At 66.0% G+C, this 16,290-nt stretch carries 15 protein-coding genes; 7 read left to right on the top strand and 8 right to left on the bottom strand.

Features of this window, described 5'->3' with window-relative positions; genetic code table 11:
• Positions 1-66 precede the first annotated feature (66 nt).
• A complete protein-coding gene (locus KCX70_RS21860) occupies positions 67-327 on the top strand; it encodes a hypothetical protein (protein WP_212618817.1) in 261 nt (86 codons plus the stop codon).
• Here KCX70_RS21860 and KCX70_RS21855 read toward each other — a convergent pair.
• From KCX70_RS21855 to KCX70_RS21825, 7 genes are all read right to left on the bottom strand, one after another.
• Positions 324-1,451 (bottom strand): ABC transporter permease, encoded by a 1,128-nt coding sequence (locus KCX70_RS21855; RefSeq protein WP_212618816.1) that lies wholly within the window; start codon positions 1,449-1,451, stop codon positions 324-326. The genes KCX70_RS21860 and KCX70_RS21855 overlap by 4 nt on opposite strands.
• Position 1,452: 1 nt before the next feature.
• Positions 1,453-4,203 carry a ribosome-associated ATPase/putative transporter RbbA gene (rbbA, locus tag KCX70_RS21850; RefSeq protein ID WP_212618815.1) on the bottom strand — a complete coding sequence of 917 codons (2,751 nt, stop codon included), beginning with the start codon at positions 4,201-4,203 and terminating at the stop codon, positions 1,453-1,455.
• Complete coding sequence (locus tag KCX70_RS21845) at positions 4,200-5,276, bottom strand: HlyD family secretion protein (RefSeq protein ID WP_212618814.1); 1,077 nt, start codon at positions 5,274-5,276, stop codon at positions 4,200-4,202. Before KCX70_RS21845 ends, rbbA begins: the two co-directional genes overlap by 4 nt.
• Before the next feature lie 115 nt (positions 5,277-5,391).
• Positions 5,392-6,015, bottom strand: a complete 624-nt coding sequence (locus KCX70_RS21840) for an ABC-type transport auxiliary lipoprotein family protein (protein ID WP_212618813.1) — start codon at positions 6,013-6,015, stop codon at positions 5,392-5,394.
• Positions 6,012-6,950 carry an MlaD family protein gene (locus tag KCX70_RS21835; RefSeq protein ID WP_212618812.1) on the bottom strand — a complete coding sequence of 313 codons (939 nt, stop codon included), beginning with the start codon at positions 6,948-6,950 and terminating at the stop codon, positions 6,012-6,014. The genes KCX70_RS21840 and KCX70_RS21835 overlap by 4 nt, the downstream gene beginning before the upstream one ends.
• 1 nt (position 6,951) lies before the next feature.
• Positions 6,952-7,740, bottom strand: a complete 789-nt coding sequence (locus KCX70_RS21830) for an ABC transporter ATP-binding protein (RefSeq protein ID WP_102846781.1) — start codon at positions 7,738-7,740, stop codon at positions 6,952-6,954.
• A complete protein-coding gene (locus KCX70_RS21825) occupies positions 7,737-8,858 on the bottom strand; it encodes an ABC transporter permease (RefSeq protein WP_249121748.1) in 1,122 nt (373 codons plus the stop codon). Before KCX70_RS21825 ends, KCX70_RS21830 begins: the two co-directional genes overlap by 4 nt.
• 367 nt (positions 8,859-9,225) lie before the next feature.
• Between KCX70_RS21825 and KCX70_RS21820 the strand changes: the two genes are divergently transcribed.
• Entirely contained in the window at positions 9,226-9,633 is a 408-nt protein-coding gene (locus tag KCX70_RS21820) for a VanZ family protein (protein ID WP_021206974.1), read from the top strand.
• Position 9,634: 1 nt separating this feature from the next.
• Here KCX70_RS21820 and KCX70_RS21815 read toward each other — a convergent pair whose 3' ends face one another.
• Positions 9,635-10,321: a DUF2238 domain-containing protein gene (locus tag KCX70_RS21815; protein WP_249121683.1), complete on the bottom strand. Its 687-nt coding sequence runs from the start codon at positions 10,319-10,321 to the stop codon at positions 9,635-9,637.
• A 125-nt stretch (positions 10,322-10,446) separates the two neighbouring features.
• Here KCX70_RS21815 and coxB point away from each other — a divergent pair, with 125 nt between their 5' ends.
• From coxB to KCX70_RS21790, 5 genes are read left to right on the top strand one after another with little or no spacing between them, the layout of a single operon-like run.
• Positions 10,447-11,454 carry a cytochrome c oxidase subunit II gene (coxB, locus tag KCX70_RS21810; protein ID WP_102846782.1) on the top strand — a complete coding sequence of 336 codons (1,008 nt, stop codon included), beginning with the start codon at positions 10,447-10,449 and terminating at the stop codon, positions 11,452-11,454.
• Positions 11,451-13,979, top strand: a complete 2,529-nt coding sequence (gene ctaD, locus KCX70_RS21805; RefSeq protein WP_212618810.1) for a cytochrome c oxidase subunit I — start codon at positions 11,451-11,453, stop codon at positions 13,977-13,979. The genes coxB and ctaD overlap by 4 nt, the downstream gene beginning before the upstream one ends.
• A complete protein-coding gene (locus KCX70_RS21800) occupies positions 13,976-14,401 on the top strand; it encodes a hypothetical protein (protein ID WP_021206978.1) in 426 nt (141 codons plus the stop codon). The genes ctaD and KCX70_RS21800 overlap by 4 nt, the downstream gene beginning before the upstream one ends.
• Complete coding sequence (locus KCX70_RS21795; RefSeq protein ID WP_212618809.1) at positions 14,398-15,027, top strand: cytochrome c oxidase assembly protein; 630 nt, start codon at positions 14,398-14,400, stop codon at positions 15,025-15,027. Before KCX70_RS21800 ends, KCX70_RS21795 begins: the two co-directional genes overlap by 4 nt.
• Positions 15,008-16,288 carry a c-type cytochrome gene (locus KCX70_RS21790; RefSeq protein ID WP_212618808.1) on the top strand — a complete coding sequence of 427 codons (1,281 nt, stop codon included), beginning with the start codon at positions 15,008-15,010 and terminating at the stop codon, positions 16,286-16,288. The genes KCX70_RS21795 and KCX70_RS21790 overlap by 20 nt, the downstream gene beginning before the upstream one ends.
• Positions 16,289-16,290: the final 2 nt, after the last annotated feature.

Raw genomic sequence — 16,290 nt, 5'->3', positions numbered from 1 at the left:
GGATGCATGGCGCGACCGACGCAATTGAGTACTATCGCGTCGACTTTTTCCACCGGAAGCAATGGAATGCCTATCCGTCACGGCCAGCTCGCTGAGCTGTTGAACCTTACCACACAGAGCGTTACGCAGCTCTCGGAAGCCATTACCTGCTTTTCGCTGGAGCTCATGGCCAGCGAGGATCCGGCCGTACGCATCGCCAGCCGGCGCATGGTGTCCCGCGTCGCGGCGGTGCAATCGGCGTTCGGCCAGCAGCTGACCGCGTTCGGCCTCGATGCGCCTGCCGATGGCGGCACGGATGGGGCCGGCGAAACCATGGCCGACAGCTAGCGCAAGGACACCCGCAAGCGGGACAGCGCGCCGAGGAAGAACACCGCACCGATTGCCAGCAGGGCCGACAGCTGCGGCCAGATGACCGGCAAGCCGGCGCCGCGGAACAGGATCGCCTGGGCCAGTTCGACGAAATGCGTGGTCGGCGCCACCAGCATGATGTGCTGTACCGCCTCGGGCATGCTCTCGTGCGGGGTCACGCCGCCGGAGAGAATCTGCAGCGGAATCAGCGTCAGGATCACCAGCAAGCCCAACTGCGGCATGGAGCGCGCCATCGTGCCGAAGAAGATGCCCATCGACGTGGCGGCGAACAGGTGCAGCGCGGCGCCCGCCGCGAACAACAGCAGCGAGCCCTGAATCGGTATCTCCAGCCAGCCCTCGACGACGAAGCGCAGGGCGAACGCGGCTGCGGCCAGGACCACCAATCCCATCGCCCAGACCTTGCCGACCATGATTTCGAAGGGAGTCACCGGCATCACCAACAGGTGCTCGATGGTGCCGTGCTCACGTTCGCGGATCAGTGCGGCGCCGGTGAGAATGATCGCCAACATGGTGATCTGGTTGATCACCTCGTTCACCGCGCCGAACCAGGCACGGCTCAGGTTGGGATTGAAGGCCGTGCGCACCACCGCCTCGACCGGATAGGCGTCGCTGCTGCGGTAACGCCTGATGAACTCGGCGCTCTCGCTGGCAATGATCTGCTGGATATGCCCGGCACCGGTGAAGGCCTGGCTTACCTGGGTGGCATCGACGTTGAGTTGCAGGGTCGGCTGCCGGCCGGCCAGCAGGTCGGCCTGGAAGTCTGGCGGAATGTTCAGGGTGAAGGTGTAGAGGCCGGCATCCATGCCGCGGTCCATCTGCTGCAAGCTAATGGCCTTGGGCTCGATGAAGTAGGGCAGCTGGAAGGCGTTGACGATACGCAAAGAGGCCGGCGAGCGGTCTTCATCCACCACGGCGATGCTTGCACGATGCGGCGCCTCGGGGATTGCCGTGGCGCCTTCGTAGATCGCCAGGGTGAACGAATAGAGAATCAGGACCAGCATTGCCGGATCGCGGTAGAGGCTGCGCAGCTCCTTGAAGCCGAGCTGGACGATGTTGCCGAGCGTACGGCGCAGGCGTTCCATTTCAGGCCTCCTGCTTGCGCAGGCCGGCGATGCTGAGCAGGGTCAGCAGCGGAATGGCCAGCAGCATCGGAATGAAATAGGGATACAGCTCGATCAGGCCCAGGCCCTTGGAGAACACGCCGCGGCTGATGATGAGGAAATGGCTGGTGGGGTAGAGCTTGCCGAGAAAGGCGCCGACGCCCTCCATCGCCGAGACCGGATGGATCAGTCCGGAAAACTGGATAGCGGGCAGCAGGGTCACGATGGTGGTGCCGAAGATGGCGGCGATCTGGCTGTTGAGGATCGACGACATCAGCAGGCCGAGGCCCGTGGCACAGGCCACGTAGAGCAGCGCGCCGAGGCACAGCGTGAAGATGCTGCCCTTGATCGGAATGCCGAAGACCAACACCGCCAGCAGTACCAGCGTGGCGAAGTTGATCATGCCCAGCGCAATGTAGGGCAGCTGCTTGCCGAGCAGAAACTCGAGACGGGTGGTTGGGGTGACATAGAAATTGGTGATCGAGCCCAGCTCTTTCTCACGCACCACACCCAGCGCGGTGAGCATGGCCGGGATCATCATCAGCAACAGTGGAATCATTGCCGGGACCATGGCCGGCAGGCTCTGGACATCGGGGTTGTAGCGATAACGGATGGCCACGTCGACCGGCGAGAGCTGTCCGCTGACGCCGTTTTCCCGTGCCAGCTGTTGCAGATAGCTCAGGTGCAGGCCCTGCACATAGCCCTTGATGGTGTCGGCGCGCATCGGCATGGCGCCGTCGATCCAGAACGCGACTTGCGGCATGGCGCCGCGTTTGAGGTCGCGGCCGAAGCCCGGCGGGATTTCCACGGCCAGGCTGATGTCGCCGCTGCGCAGGCGCCGGTCGAGTTCGTCGTGGCTGGCCAGGGGTGGCTTCTCGACGAAATAGCGCGAGCCGGCGATGTTCAGCAGGTAATGCTGGCTGGTGGTGGTCTGGTCGCGGTCGAGCACGGCATAAGTCAGGTTTTCGACATCGAAGCTGACGCCGTAACCCATGATGAACATCAGCATGACGCTGCCGAGCATGGCCAGGGTCGCGCGGATCGGATCGCGGCGCAGCTCCATGGCTTCGCGCCGGCTGTAGCTCAGCAGACGGCGCAGGCTGAACCGCGCTTGCAGCGCGCGGGTACTGCTGGCGAGTTGCGCAGGCCGCTCGGCACCGGCGACGGTCGCGCTCGCCTGCGGCGGGTCGGCATCGCCTTGCGCCACGGCGTCTTTCAGATAGGCGATGAAGGTGGCTTCCAGCGTCGGCAGGCCGCGCTTGGCCATCAGCGCCTGCGGCGTGTCGCTGTCCAGTACCCGCCCGGCGTGCATCAACGAGATGCGGTCGCAGCGCAGCGCCTCGTTCATGAAGTGAGTCGAGATGAAGATGGTCACGCCGTCCTCGCGGGACAGCTGGACCAGCAATGCCCAGAAGCCGTCGCGTGCGATGGGATCGACGCCCGAGGTGGGCTCGTCGAGGATCAGGATCTCCGGCTTGTGCAGCACGGCGACCGCCAGCGACAGGCGCTGGCGTACGCCCAGCGGCAGGGCGTCCGGCAGGCTGTCGGCGTCGCTGATCAGGTCGAAACGCTCGAGCATGGCCTGGACCCGCGGCTGGCGCTCGGCGACCGGCAGATGGAACAGCCGCGCATGCAGATCCAGGTTCTGCCGCACGGTCAGTTCGCTGTACAGCGAGAAACCCTGGGACATGTAGCCGACGCGCTGGCGGGTCCGCATGTCGCGCGGGTCCACCGGCTTGCCGAACAGCAGGGCATCGCCTGCGCTGGCGGGCAACAGACCGGTGAGCATTTTCATCGTGGTGCTCTTGCCGCAGCCGTTGGAGCCGAGGAAGCCGAAGATTTCGCCACGCTCAATGCGGAAGTTGACCCGGTCCACCGCGACGAAATCACCGAACCGCATGGTCAGGTCGTGGGCTTCGATGGCGATGCCCTCGCTGTGCTCACGCGCAGGGATCTGCAGCGCCTGGTGACGGCTGCGCTTGGCCTCCGGCAGCAGGCGGATGAAGGCTTGCTCGAGGGTGTCGCTGGCCGTGCGCGCCAGCAACTCGTCCGGGCTACCGGTGGCCAGCACTTGCCCTGCGTCCATGGCCACCAAGTGATCGAAGCGCTGCGCTTCGTCCATGTAGGCGGTGGCCACCAGTACGCTCATCTGCGGGCGGTCGGCGCGGATGCGCCCGATCAGCTCCCAGAACTGGGCTCGCGAGAGCGGGTCGACGCCCGTGGTGGGCTCGTCGAGGATCAGCAGGTCGGGATCGTGAATCAGCGCGCAGCATAGGCCGAGCTTCTGCTTCATGCCGCCGGACAGCTTGCCGGCCGGACGGTCGACGAAGGGCGCCAGGCCCGTGCTGCGCGTCAGCTCGGCGATGCGCCAGCGACGCTCGTCGGCGGCCTGGCCGAACAGGCGGCCAAAGAACTCGAGGTTCTCGAACACCGTGAGTGTCGGATAGAGATTCTTGCCCAGACCTTGCGGCATGTAGGCGATGCGCGGGCAGACCGTGCGACGATGCGCAGGATCGCCGATGTCGCCGCCAAGCACCCGTATCGAGCCCTGCTGAAGTTTGCGAGCGCCGGCGATCAGGGCCAGCAGGCTGGATTTGCCGACGCCGTCCGGGCCGATCAGGCCGACCATGCGTTGCGCCGGCAGGCTCAGGCTGAGGTCATCCAGCGCACGGGTCTTACCGTATTGCAGGCTGACCCCGGCGACCTCGACGACCGGTTCGAGCGGCGCGCTCATGGCGTGACGTTGATCTGCAACTGGTCCGGCCACTGCGCATCGGCGTCCAGCTTGAGATAGGCCATGCCCGGCAGGCCGGTCTTGACCTGCTCCATGTGGCGTTTGAGCAGCTGCGGATCGATCCGCGCCTTGACCCGGAACATCAACTTCTCGCGCTCGCTTTCGGTCTCCACCGTCTTGGGGGTGAACTGCGCCACGCTGGCAACGTAGCTGATCCGCGCCGGTATCACGTATTGCGGCGCCGCATCGACCACCAGGCGCGCCTCCGCGCCGATGGCCACGCGGCCGGCCTGGCGCTCGGGCAGGAAAAAGGTCATGTAGACGTCGGCCAGGTCGACCAGATTGAGCAGCCTGCCGCCCGCACCGAGGACTTCGCCGGGTTGCGCCACCCGATACTGGACCCGCGCCAGGCGGTCGCTTTTCAGCTCGCTGTCACGGATATCCGCTTGCAGCCGATCGACGCCGGCCTGTGCCGCCTCGACCGCCGATTGCGCCTCGATGACCTGCGAGCGCGCCGCGGCGATACCCGCCGTCGCCGAAAGGACCTGGGAGCGCGCCGCCGCCAGCGCAGCCTCGGCGCTTTGCATGGCGGCCAGATGATCGTCGAGCTGCTGGCGTGGCATGGCGTTACGCGCCACCAGGGTTTCGGTGCGTTGATAGCGCTTGCGGGCGGCGGTCAGCTCGGCCTGGCGCTGGGCCACTCCGGCTTCGGCCGCGGCTTTCTCGCTTTCGCGCTGGGCGACCAGGGCCTGCGCCGTGAGGATGGCATTCTCGCCCTGGCGAAGCTGCGCCCGCGCCTGGTTGAGCTGCGCCTGCAATACCTCGGTGTCCATGCGCGCCAGGACCTGGCCGGGCTGAACGAAATCGCCTTCGTCGACGAGGATCTCCAGCACTCGGCCCGGGCTCTTGGTGGCCACGTCGATCTCGGTGGCTTCGATGCGCCCGTTGCCCGCCGCGAAGCCCTCGCCCAGGCCGCTGGGGCGTAGTTCATTCCACAGCACCAGGCCGACCACGACGAGCGTGGCCAGAACGGCCAGGGCCTTGAACAGGGTTCGGCTGGATGGCTGACTCATGAATGGCTCCCGCAGCGATGGTCCGGGCACCATGTTAGGCGTTAAAGGTTACGCCAATGCCTACCTGGATCAATTTTGCTGCGAGTAACCACCACGATCAGCGAATTTGCTCGGTTTACTGCTGGGTATTGGCCAGCGTCCAGTCGACCACCTCGCGGCTGAGCCGGTCACTGGCCTTGCCGAACGCCTCCACCACCTGCTCGATGCCTGTGTCGCTTGCCGGCTGGCGGACCTCGAAACGCCGGTTGGCCAGCGTGTGCTGGGTGTTGCGGTCGACCAGGCGGGTGTCGAGGGTGATCAGCACCACCGGCTTCACCGGCTTGCCGTCGACATAGACGCTCTGGAAGGCGCGCAGATCGCTGTGCAGGCTGTAGTCGGCATAGAGATTGGCGTCTTCGTTGCTCACCGACGGCATCCGGCCGTCACGCTGGAAGGCCTCGATGAGGCGGTCACGCAGCAACACCGGAGCGGCATCGCTCCAGCGTGCGCCACCATAGGCGCTGATCTCGTTGCCTTGCGGGACCACGGCGATGCGCTGGCTGGCGAGGATGCGGCTGGCTTGCGGCGTGTTGATGCGCAGCGCCTGTTGCCGGGTCGGCTCGCTGGCCTGAGGCTCGACCGGGGCGGTCGGCAACAGGAAGATCCGCAAGGTCTCGGCTTCGGGTAGCACCGAACAGGCCGCGAGCAGGCTGAACAGCCCGAGCAGCGCGAAGCGCGACAGGGAATGGCGAAGGCTCATGGGTTGAACTCCTGCAGTTTGTCGCGGCCGAGCAGGAAGCCGCTGGGGTTGTCTTCCAGACGCTGGGTGACCCGACGCAGCGCGCCCAGGGTGGTACGCAGTTCGTTGATCGCCGGGCCCAGTTCGTTGAAGCCCTGCATGCCGTTGTTCAGAGCGCCCTGGTTGTCCTCGAGCAGCGTATCCAGGCGCGCGGTGGTGCGGTCCAGCGCTTTCATCGAGTGTGCCGCGCTGTCCAGCACGCTGCGGCCCTGCTCGTCGAGCAGCCCGTTGGCGTTGCGCGCCAGGCTCGACAGCTCACCCATCACCGTGTTGGCCTGCTGGCTCAGCTGGTTGAACTGCTGCAGCGTCTGCGCCAGGTCGCCGCGTTGGTCGGACAGCACGCTGGTGGCCTGTTCCAGGTGCTCCAGCGTACGGCTCAGGCGAGTGGTGTTCTCTTCGGAAAAGATCTGGTTGGCGCTGAGCAACAGATTGTTGATGTTGCTCATCAGGTCTTCGCCGTTCTCCAGCAGCGCGCTGAGTGAAGAAGGGTCGGCGACGATCAGCGGCGGGTTGTCCGGATCGCCCTTGAGACGCGGGCTTTCCGGGGTGCCGCCGTGCAGCTGGATGACCATGCTGCCGGTGATGTTGGCCAGGGCCAGGCGCGCCTGGGTATCGGACTTGATCGGGGTACCGCCATAGACCCGGATGCGCGCGCGGACCTTGCGCGGATCGTCCGGCTCCAGCCACAGCTGGACGACATCGCCGACCTTGATGCCGCTGTACTCCACCGAACTGCCGCTCGACAGGCCGCTGACGGCCTGGCTGAAGCCAATGTCGTAGTAGCTGTATTCGCGGTCCATGCTGGACTTGCCCAGCCAGAGGGCGAACAGCAGCGCGCAGCCGACCGCGACCACGGTGAACAGTCCGATCAGTACATGATGGGCACGGGTTTCCATCTCAGGGCATCTCCAGCTTCAGCGCAGCATCCTGCGCGGCGCGGCCACGTGGGCCGTGAAAGTATTCGCGGATCCAGGGATCGTCGGTGGCGGCGACCCTCTCGAGGGTGTCGACCACCAGCACGCGTTTCTGTGACAGCACCGCGACGCGGTCACAGATGGTGTAGAGCGTATCCAGGTCGTGAGTCACCAGAAACACGCTGAAGCCCAGGGCATCGCGCAGGGTCAGGATCAATTGGTCGAAGGCCGCCGCCCCGATGGGGTCGAGGCCGGCGGTGGGCTCGTCGAGAAACAGCACCTCCGGGTCCAGCGCCAGCGCCCGGGCCAGGGCGGCGCGTTTGACCATACCGCCGGAAAGCTCGTCGGGATATTTGCAGGCCGCCTCCGGTGGCAGGCCGGCGAGCGCCAGCTTCTGCCGTGCCAGGTGCTCGGCATCGGCGCGCCTGAGGCCGGCGTGCTCGATCAGCGGCAGGGCAACGTTTTCCTGCAGGTTGAGCGAAGTGAACAATGCACCGCCCTGAAACAGCACGCCGAAGCGCCGTTCGACTTCCGAGCGCCGCTGGGTCGAGAGTTTCAGCAGGTTTTCGCCGAATACCTTGACGCTGCCGGCGTTGGGCCGGCGCAGGCCGACGATGCTGCGCAACAGCACCGACTTGCCGGTGCCGGAGCCGCCGACCACGCCGAGGATTTCGCCGCGGCGAATGTCCAGGTCGAGGTTGACGTGGACCGCCTGCTTGCCGAAGCGGTTGACCAGGCCGCGAACCTGGATCACGGGATCGTCGGCGCTCACCAGCCCATCTCCATGAAGAACAGTGCAGCCACGGCATCGAACAGGATCACCATGAAGATCGACTGCACCACGCTGGAAGTGGTGTGTTCGCCCACCGATTGCGCGCTGCCGCTGGCCTTGAAGCCCTCCAGACAGCCGATCACCGCGATCAGGAAGGCGAACACCGGCGCTTTGCCGAGGCCGACCAGGAAGTGGTTGAGCGGAATGTCACGCTGCAGGATGGTGAAGAACATGGTCGGCGAGATGTCCAGCGCCAGCGAGCAGACCACCAGCCCGCCGGCGATGCCGCTGAGCATGCCGATAAAGGTCAGGATCGGCAGGGTGATCAGCATCGCCAGTACCCGCGGCAGGACCAGCAGCTCCACCGGGCTCAGCCCCAGGGTGCGGATGGCGTCGATCTCCTCGTTGGACTTCATCGCGCCGATCTGCGCGGCGAAAGCGCTGGCAGTGCGCCCGGCGAGCAGGATCGCGGCCAGCAGCACGCCGAACTCGCGCAGGAAGGAGAAAGCCACCAGGTTGACGGTGTAGATGGTCGCGCCGAAATCGGCCAGCACCGTGGCGCCGAGAAAGGCCACGACGGCGCCAACGAGAAAGGTCAGCAGGGCGACGATGGGGATCGCGTCGAGCCCGGTCTGCTCGATCTGCGCGACCAGCGCGGTAATGCGCCAGCGTCGCGGGCGGGGCAGCTGCATGACCAGTGTCTGCAGGGTCAGGCCGATGAAGCCGAGCAGGGTGCGCTGCTGGTTCCAGACGCCCGCCACGGTGCGACCGATGTGGGCCAGGACGTCGGCCAGGCCATTGGTTTCCGGTGCCTGCTCGGCTTCGGGCTGGTCCAGCGCGGCGGCGACGGTCCGCAGCAGCGCCTGGCGTTCGCTGGCCAGCTGCGGAGCCCATTCGTCGAGGCGGGCGACCCGAGCCGGACCGAGCAACTCGACCAGCAACCCGGCGCCGGCCGTATCCAGCTCGCCCATGGCATCGAGTTCGACCTGATCGGCGTCGGACACCTGGCGGCGCGCTCGCTCGACCTCGCCGCGCAGCGCCGCATAATGCTGCAGCGTCCAGTCACCTTTCACACTGAGCGTGGCGGCGCCGGCGTCTTGGGCGGGTTGTCGCTGCAGACTGCCGGCCAGCGAAGTGGGGTGCGTCAAGTTGGTATCCCTAAGTGCAGAGGGCGTGAGCGGTACAGGCGCCGATCGTCGCGATATGACCTGATGCTATCAGTTCGACCTCGATGGCGCGGTTACGTTTGGCCGTTCCGGCCGCATGCGGCGGCAGTTGGTCGGCCTGGTCGGATGTTTTTCAGGTGCATACGAACTATCGATCGCTTTGACCCTCCATAGCGTGCACGCCGACGGTTATGCTCGGTACGCTCGGCGAAGGCTGCTATCTTACGCCGCCTTTGCCGCTGTCTTCAGCACGCCCGCGCTTCGGGCCCTGCCATCCATCCCGGTTTTTTCTCCGATTCAGCGAGGCTATCGCTTGCCTATGAATTACTTGCGCTTGCTGCCGTTCATCGCGGTCATGGCGATCATCATCTTCAGCGGGCTGCGCCCCGAGCCGGTCCCGCAGGTTTTCGACCAGCAGGACAAGCTGCATCACATGCTCGGCTTTGCCGCGCTGATGTTTTCGCTGCGCCTGGCCTTTCCACAGTGGCGCTTGTTCTGGTCGATCGCCGCGAGCCTGAGCGTGGCCTTTCTGATCGAGATGGGGCAGGAATTCCTGCCCAATCGTGAGCCGTCTTTCGGCGACATGCTGGCCAACACGCTGGGCGTCCTGCTGGGCTGGGGCTGTTCGTCCCTGGCGTACCAGTGGTATCTGCGCCGGATCGGCGTGACCACCGATCCCGAGGTGCCCGAGGCTGGCGAGCACCTCGGCAGCCCGGAACGGCCCTGACCTAAGCCTGGGCGTTCGCCTGGCTGCCCGCGCCAGCGTTGACATGGCGCGTCCTGACGAGCACTGCGGTGGCGAGCATGGCGATCAGCGCGCCGACCACCGCCACCGCCATGTCTTTCTGCGGGTCCCAACGATCATGCTGCGTGGCGAGAAAGGTACGGCCCAGTCCGTCGCCGAGCATTTCGCCGCCGATCCATTCGATCAGCTCGTAGACCGCCGAGGTCGAAAGCACGATGTCCACCGGCAGCACCAGGCTCCACAGGCCGGGGCGTAGACCGAGGCGGATCAGTACCTCGCGTATCGGATAGGCCAGCAACAGGCCGTAGCTGAAGTGCGCCAGGCGATCGTACTGGTTGCGATCCCAGCCCAGTTGGCGGTTCAGGCTCTCGCCAGTCAGGGCCTGCCACCAGGCGTCGTAGGGCACATGGGCGTAGGTGTAGTGAGCCCCGAGCTGATGGATGCACAGGTACAGGAAGATCAGCGTCGCGGCGCTGGGCGAGGGTGAGTAGTGACGGTGGCCCAGCAGCAAGGCGGCGACCAGTCCGAACACCAGCATGTTTTCCAGCAACCAGTCGTGGCGGTCGTAGGGGGCAATCGCCAGGGCCGCCCAGAACAGCAGAAACAGGCCGGCCAGGCCTAGCACATAGCGTCGCGGGTAGCGCTCGGTCTCCATGATCTCCTCTCCCATATTTCCGGCTCATGCATAGGACCAGCGCAGCGGCGAGAGGGTCCCGCAGAAGGTGGAATCGGTCATTGGCCAACCTTTTGCGACCGCGAAGGGTCACAACCCTTGATACTCCAGCGAGGCGGCCCATGCCATCCATCCACAGCCATCTACTTGTCCCGCTGTCCGGCGCCAGCCTCGGGCTAGCACTGCTGACGCTGGCGGGCTGTGACGGGCAGCAATCGGCTCTCGCCCCGGCCGGCACCGGTGCGCAAAGCATCGCCACGCTGTTCTGGTGGCTGGCTGGCGGTGCGCTGGCGATCTGGCTGGTGGTGATGGGCATTGCCCTGTACGCCACCCATGCGCACCCCGAAGCACACAGCATTCGGGGTGCGCGCTGGTTGATCATCGGCGGCGGCGTGATCTTTCCGGTGGTGCTGCTGACCGGGCTGCTCGTCTACGGGCTGATGCTGATGCCGCAGTTGAGCTCTTCCGAAAACGTCGCCCTGCGGATCGATGTGTCGGGCGAGCAATGGTGGTGGCGGGTGCGCTACCGGACCGCGACGGGTGAGGCGGTGGAGCTGGCCAATGAGGTTCGCCTGCCGGTGGGCGAGCGGGTGGCCTTCAGCCTGACCAGCCCGGACGTGATTCACTCGTTCTGGATTCCTTCGCTGGGCGGCAAGGTCGACATGATCCCCGGTCGCACCAATCAACTGGTGCTGGAGCCGACCGAGACCGGCACCTTCCGCGGCGCCTGCGCCGAATATTGCGGCACCTCACACGCGCTGATGAACTTCGCCGTGGTGGTGATGACGCGGGAGGCCTTCGATCGATGGCTCGCCGAGCAGGCTGAACCGGCGCAGCGACCCGCTGACGAATTGCAGCAGGCCGGTCAGCAGGCCTTTCTGGCCAACGGCTGCGGTGCCTGTCATCAGGTGCGCGGCACCGAAGCCGACGGCACGGTCGGGCCCGACCTGACCCACGTCGGCAGCCGCCTGAGCCTGGCTGCCGGCACGCTGCCGGCCGATGTCGACGCCTTCGAGCGCTGGATCGGCCACAGCAGCGCCATCAAGCCTGATGTGAAGATGCCCGCGTTCGGCATGCTGCCCGAGGCGCAGCTCAACGCCATGGCGCACTACCTGAGCGGACTCCAATGAGCGAGCCGATCGAGTACCGCGACCCACAGGAGGAGGCCCGCGCCAAGGCGCAGGCCGAACGCCTGGCCGCGGCCTGGAAGACGCCCACCGGATGGCGCTACTGGTCGGCGGTGAACAACACCGAGGTCGGGCTCTGGTACACCGGAGTCTCTTTCCTGTTTTTCCTGTTCGCCGGCGTGCTGGCGATGCTGATCCGCGCTCAGCTTGCGGTGCCGAACAACGACCTGCTGTCCGCCGACACCTACAACCAGGTCTTCACGCTGCACGGCTCGGTGATGATGTTTTTGTTCGGCGTGCCGATCTTCGAGGCCTTCTCGATCCTAATCCTGCCGCAGATGCTCGGGGCGCGGGATCTGCCGTTCCCGCGGCTGTCCGCCTACGGCTTCTGGTGTTTCATCATCGGCGGCGTGTTCGTCTGCGGCTCGATCTTCTTCGGCGTCGCGCCCCAGGGCGGCTGGTTCATGTACCCGCCGCTCACCACCACCTATCAGGACGGGCTCGGCGCGGACATCTGGCTGCTCGGGCTGTCGTTCATTGAAGTCTCGTCGATCGCGGCGGCGGTGGAGCTGATCGTCGGCGTGCTGAAAACCCGGCCGCCGGGCATGCGCATCAACCTGATCCCGCTGTATTCCTGGTACATCCTGGTGGTCGCCGGGATGATCCTGTTCGCCTTCCCGCCGCTGATTGCCGGTGACCTGCTGTTCGAGCTGGAGCGTGCCTTCGACTGGCCGTTCTTCGATCACACCCGCGGCGGCGATCCGCTGCTGTGGCAGCACCTGTTCTGGATCTTCGGCCACCCCGAGGTCTACATCATTTTCCTGCCGGCGGTGGCGCTGGTGGCGACCATCGTGCCCACCGCCGCTCAGGGGCCCATCGTCGGCTACACCTTCATCGTGCTGGCCGCGGTGGGCACCGGTTTCATCAGCTTCGGGCTGTGGGTGCACCACATGTTCACCACCGGGATGCCAGGCATCTCGCTGGCGTTCTTCTCGGCGGCGTCCGAAGCAGTGGCGATTCCCACCGGCGTGCAGATCTTCTGCTTCTTGGCCACGGCATTGGCGGGGCGCTTCGTCAAATCGGTGCCAATGCTGTTCGTCGCCGGGGCGCTGGCTATCTTCGTGCTGGGCGGGTTGACCGGTGTGATGGTGGCGCTGGCACCGTTCGATTTCCAGGCGCACGACACCTACTTCATCGTCGCCCACCTGCATTACGTGCTGATCGGCGGCATGCTGTTCCCGGTGATCGCCGGGCTCTATTACTTCTTCCCACTGGCGATGAGCAAGACGCTGTCCGATCGCCTCGGGCGCATCGCCTTCTGGCTGATGTTCATCGGCTTCAATATCGCCTTCCTGCCGATGCACTTCACCGGTCTGCTCGGCATGCCGCGGCGGGTCTACACCTATGCGCCAGGCATGGGCTTCGATGTGCTGAACATGGTCTCCACGGTGGGCGCCTTCATCCTCGCGGGCGGCGTTGCGGTGCTGGTCTGGGACGTGCTGCGGCCCAAGGGCAAGCAGCCCTACAGCAAACGCAATCCATGGCATGCCGGGACGCTCGAATGGCTGGCGGAAATGCCCGGTATGCCGTGGGGTTCGCGATCGATTCCGATCATCAAGAGCCGCTATCCGCTGTGGGATCAGCCCAACCTGATGCAGGACGTCGACGCCGGGCGCTTCTATCTGCCCGATGCCGAGGAAGGCAAACGCGAGACACTGATCAGCAGCATCATCGATGCCGAGCCGATCCAGTGTCTGCGCGTGCCGGGGCCGACTTTCCTGAGTATGTGGGCGGCGATCTTCACCGGTGGCCTGTTCATCTTCGCTACCTATAGCTGGTACGTCGCGGCGCTGGTCAGCGGTGGCCTGGCGCTGGTCACCATCCTGATATGGCTGTGGACCGGCACGGCGGTGATCCCGGAGAAGCCGCAGAAAGACATCGGCCTGGGCGTGACGGTGCCGCTCTATGCCTCGGGCGCCCAGTCGGTGGGCTGGTGGGCCACCTTCATCACCATGATCGGCGACATGAGCGCCTTCGGCAGCCTGGTGTTCGGCTATTTCTTTTTCTGGACCGTGCATGAGGATTTTCCGCCAGCAGAAGCGGCCGGCCTGGGCGTGTTCTGGCTACTGCTGGCGCTGGGGCTGATCGCCGCGTCCTGGGCGCTGACGCTGCTGGCGCGGCGCTGCAACGCCCATGATCAGGCCGCCGGCTTCTATGGCTCGCTGGGGCTGGCGGCCGTCTGCACCCTGGCCGGCGCGTACTCGATGTGGGCCGGACCGCATTTCAGCGGGCTCGACCCGACCACTCACGTCTATCCCGCCACGGTCTGGGTGCTGGTGCTCTGGTGCCTGCTGCACCTGGCGATCGGCCTGATCATGCAGCTCTACTGCCTGGCGCGCCGCGCGGCGGGGCGGATGACCGCGGTACACGACATCGATATCCGCAACGTTGCGCTGTTCTGGCACTTCATGTTCATCACCATTGGCGCCACCGTGGCGGTCATTGCCGGCTTTCCGGAGGTGTTATGAGCGAGAACCTGAGCGAACAGCCACGCAGCGGCGAGCGACAGGCGCCAGAAGCGCCACCGCAGGAGCGCGACTCGCTCTGGTTGATCACCTTCAGCCCGGTCATCTGGGCGGCGCACTTCCTGCTGTCGTACCTGATGACCTCGGTGTGGTGCGCCAAGGTGGCAGGCCGTGACGGCGAGCTGGGCGATATTCGCCTGGCCATCGGTGTGCTGACGCTCGTTGCGCTGACCGGCATCGCGTTGACCGGCTGGCGCGGCTGGCGCAAGCACTCCTTCGGCCACGCCACGGCGCCGCATGATTTCGACACGCCGGGCGATCGCCACCGCTTCCTGGGGTTCTCGACCTTGTTGCTCAGCGGGCTGAGTTTCGTCGCGACGATCTTCGTGGCCTTGTGTGTGGTTTTCATCAGGAGCTGCGCATGATCTGGCGGCCGCTTTCGCTGATGCTCGGCCTGGCGACCCTGGGTGCGGTCTGGCTTGGCCCGCTGCCCGCTATGGCCGATCGCTTGTTCGTCGGGCACATGCTGATGCACATGCTGGTGGTCGCGGTCGCCGCGCCGTTGCTGGCGATCGGGCTGGCCGGCGGTCGGCTGGACTTCTCCGCTCGCCTGCCGATTCTGTTCTCGCCGATCCTGGCTTCGGTGATCGAGCTGTTCGTGGTCTGGGCCTGGCACATGCCGACACTGCACCATGCGGCGCGTACCTCGGCCGGGGCCGAGCTGCTGGAGCAGGGCAGTTACCTGGTTGCCGGCCTGCTGGTGTGGCTCGCGGGGTTCGGTGGCGTGCGGCATCGGCGGGCGCTGGCCGGCATCGCAGGGTTGCTGCTGACCTCGATGCACATGACGCTATTGGGCGTGCTGCTGGCGATGTCGGGGCGACCTCTTTACCAGCACACCGGATCGGCGCTCTCGGGCCTGAGCCCGCTGGAAGACCAGCAGATGGGCGGCGTGATCATGCTGGCCTTTGGCGGCAGCGCCTACCTGATCGGCGGGTTGTACCTGCTGTTCGGCCTTCTACAGGACAAGCGCAATGCCTGTTCAGTCAGCTAAACGCATGGTCCGGCGATGCTTGGCGCCCCTGCGGCGCTGGCTGTGCTGGCTAACCGGCGGCTCCTGGAAGCGCGTCGTGGCGGCCGTCGCGCTGCTGACGCTGCTCGCCGGCAGCGGCGCCTTCGTGCTGGTCTCGCTGGGGCTGGTCCCGATCGGCGCCAGTTCCGGGCACTGGAAGGCGACGGGCTGGCTACTGCACTACGCCATGCGCCGCGCAGTCAGCACCCAGTCGATGGGCATCGAGGTGCCGCCGCTGGACGATCCGGCGCTGGTACTCAAGGGCGCCGGGCATTATCACACCGGCTGCCTGGCCTGCCACGGCGCGCCGGGTGAGAGACGTTCGCTGATCGTCCAGCAGATGACGCCCGAGCCGCCGTTCCTGCCGCCGCGGATCGAACACTGGGAGCCGCAGGAGCTGTTCTGGATCGTCAAGCATGGCGTGAAATACACCGCCATGCCGGCCTGGCCCGCGCAGGAAAGGGACGATGAGGTCTGGGCCATGGTGGCCTTCCTCCAGGCGCTGCCGAGCATGTCGCCCGAACGCTATCGACAGCTTGCGCTGGGCGGGCGCAGCGCGGCTGAACCCGTCACGCCCGATCATCTGCGGCGGCTCGAGGACCCGCTCGGTCCGGTGTTGGCCAACTGCAACCGCTGTCATGGCGAAGACGGCGGGGGCCGAGGCGAAGGCGCCTTCCCGCGGTTGGCCGGGCAGAGCGAGCCCTATCTGCTCGGCGCGCTACAGGCCTATGCCCGTGGCGAGCGCTATAGCGGCGTCATGCAACCGATTGCCGCCGGTCTGGAGCCGGAGGTGCTTGAAGCCCTGGCCGGGCATTACGCCGAGCTGCCGCCCGCCAGCCGAACCAAGGCCCCGAAGCCTGCACCCGACGTGCTCGCCCGCGGCCTAACACTGGCCGAGCGCGGTGTACCAGAGCGCGGCGTCCCGTCCTGCGTGCACTGCCACGGCCCGAAGAACAGCCCGCGTAACCCGATGTACCCGAACATCGCTGGCCAATATGCCGGTTACCTGAAGGCGCAGCTGGCGCTGTTCAACGATGGCAAGCGTGGCGGCACGGCGTACGCCCGTATCATGCACAGCGCCGCGCAGCGGCTGACGCCGGAGCAGATGCAGGCGCTGGCCGACTACTACGCATCACTGCCGGCAGCCGCCGCGCCGGCGCTGTCAGCGGATGCCAGCAACGAACCCGCGTCGACCCTCGCCGAATCCCAGGCGCGGGAAATTTCATCCCAACAGCAGAGGTAACC

This window comes from Stutzerimonas stutzeri (assembly GCF_018138085.1).
In the GTDB taxonomy this organism is placed as follows: Bacteria; Pseudomonadota; Gammaproteobacteria; order Pseudomonadales; family Pseudomonadaceae; genus Stutzerimonas; species Stutzerimonas stutzeri_AI.
Note: the sequence above shows the minus strand (reverse complement) of the source record. Positions and strands in the feature narration are given on the sequence as shown.

Bases quoted from the DNA above. Each gene is read 5' to 3' on its own strand.
- KCX70_RS21835 (WP_212618812.1), bottom strand. From the start codon at position 6,950: ATGGAAACCCGTGCCCATCATGTACTGATCGGACTGTTCACCGTGGTC.
- ctaD (WP_212618810.1), top strand. From the start codon at position 11,451: ATGAGCGAGCCGATCGAGTACCGCGACCCACAGGAGGAGGCCCGCGCC.
- KCX70_RS21815 (WP_249121683.1), bottom strand. From the start codon at position 10,321: ATGGGAGAGGAGATCATGGAGACCGAGCGCTACCCGCGACGCTATGTG.
- KCX70_RS21795 (WP_212618809.1), top strand. From the start codon at position 14,398: ATGATCTGGCGGCCGCTTTCGCTGATGCTCGGCCTGGCGACCCTGGGT.
- KCX70_RS21845 (WP_212618814.1), bottom strand. From the start codon at position 5,276: ATGAGTCAGCCATCCAGCCGAACCCTGTTCAAGGCCCTGGCCGTTCTG.
- KCX70_RS21860 (WP_212618817.1), top strand. From the start codon at position 67: ATGCCTATCCGTCACGGCCAGCTCGCTGAGCTGTTGAACCTTACCACA.
- KCX70_RS21840 (WP_212618813.1), bottom strand. From the start codon at position 6,015: ATGAGCCTTCGCCATTCCCTGTCGCGCTTCGCGCTGCTCGGGCTGTTC.
- coxB (WP_102846782.1), top strand. From the start codon at position 10,447: ATGCCATCCATCCACAGCCATCTACTTGTCCCGCTGTCCGGCGCCAGC.
- KCX70_RS21790 (WP_212618808.1), top strand. From the start codon at position 15,008: ATGCCTGTTCAGTCAGCTAAACGCATGGTCCGGCGATGCTTGGCGCCC.
- KCX70_RS21855 (WP_212618816.1), bottom strand. From the start codon at position 1,451: ATGGAACGCCTGCGCCGTACGCTCGGCAACATCGTCCAGCTCGGCTTC.
- KCX70_RS21800 (WP_021206978.1), top strand. From the start codon at position 13,976: ATGAGCGAGAACCTGAGCGAACAGCCACGCAGCGGCGAGCGACAGGCG.
- rbbA (WP_212618815.1), bottom strand. From the start codon at position 4,203: ATGAGCGCGCCGCTCGAACCGGTCGTCGAGGTCGCCGGGGTCAGCCTG.
- KCX70_RS21820 (WP_021206974.1), top strand. From the start codon at position 9,226: ATGAATTACTTGCGCTTGCTGCCGTTCATCGCGGTCATGGCGATCATC.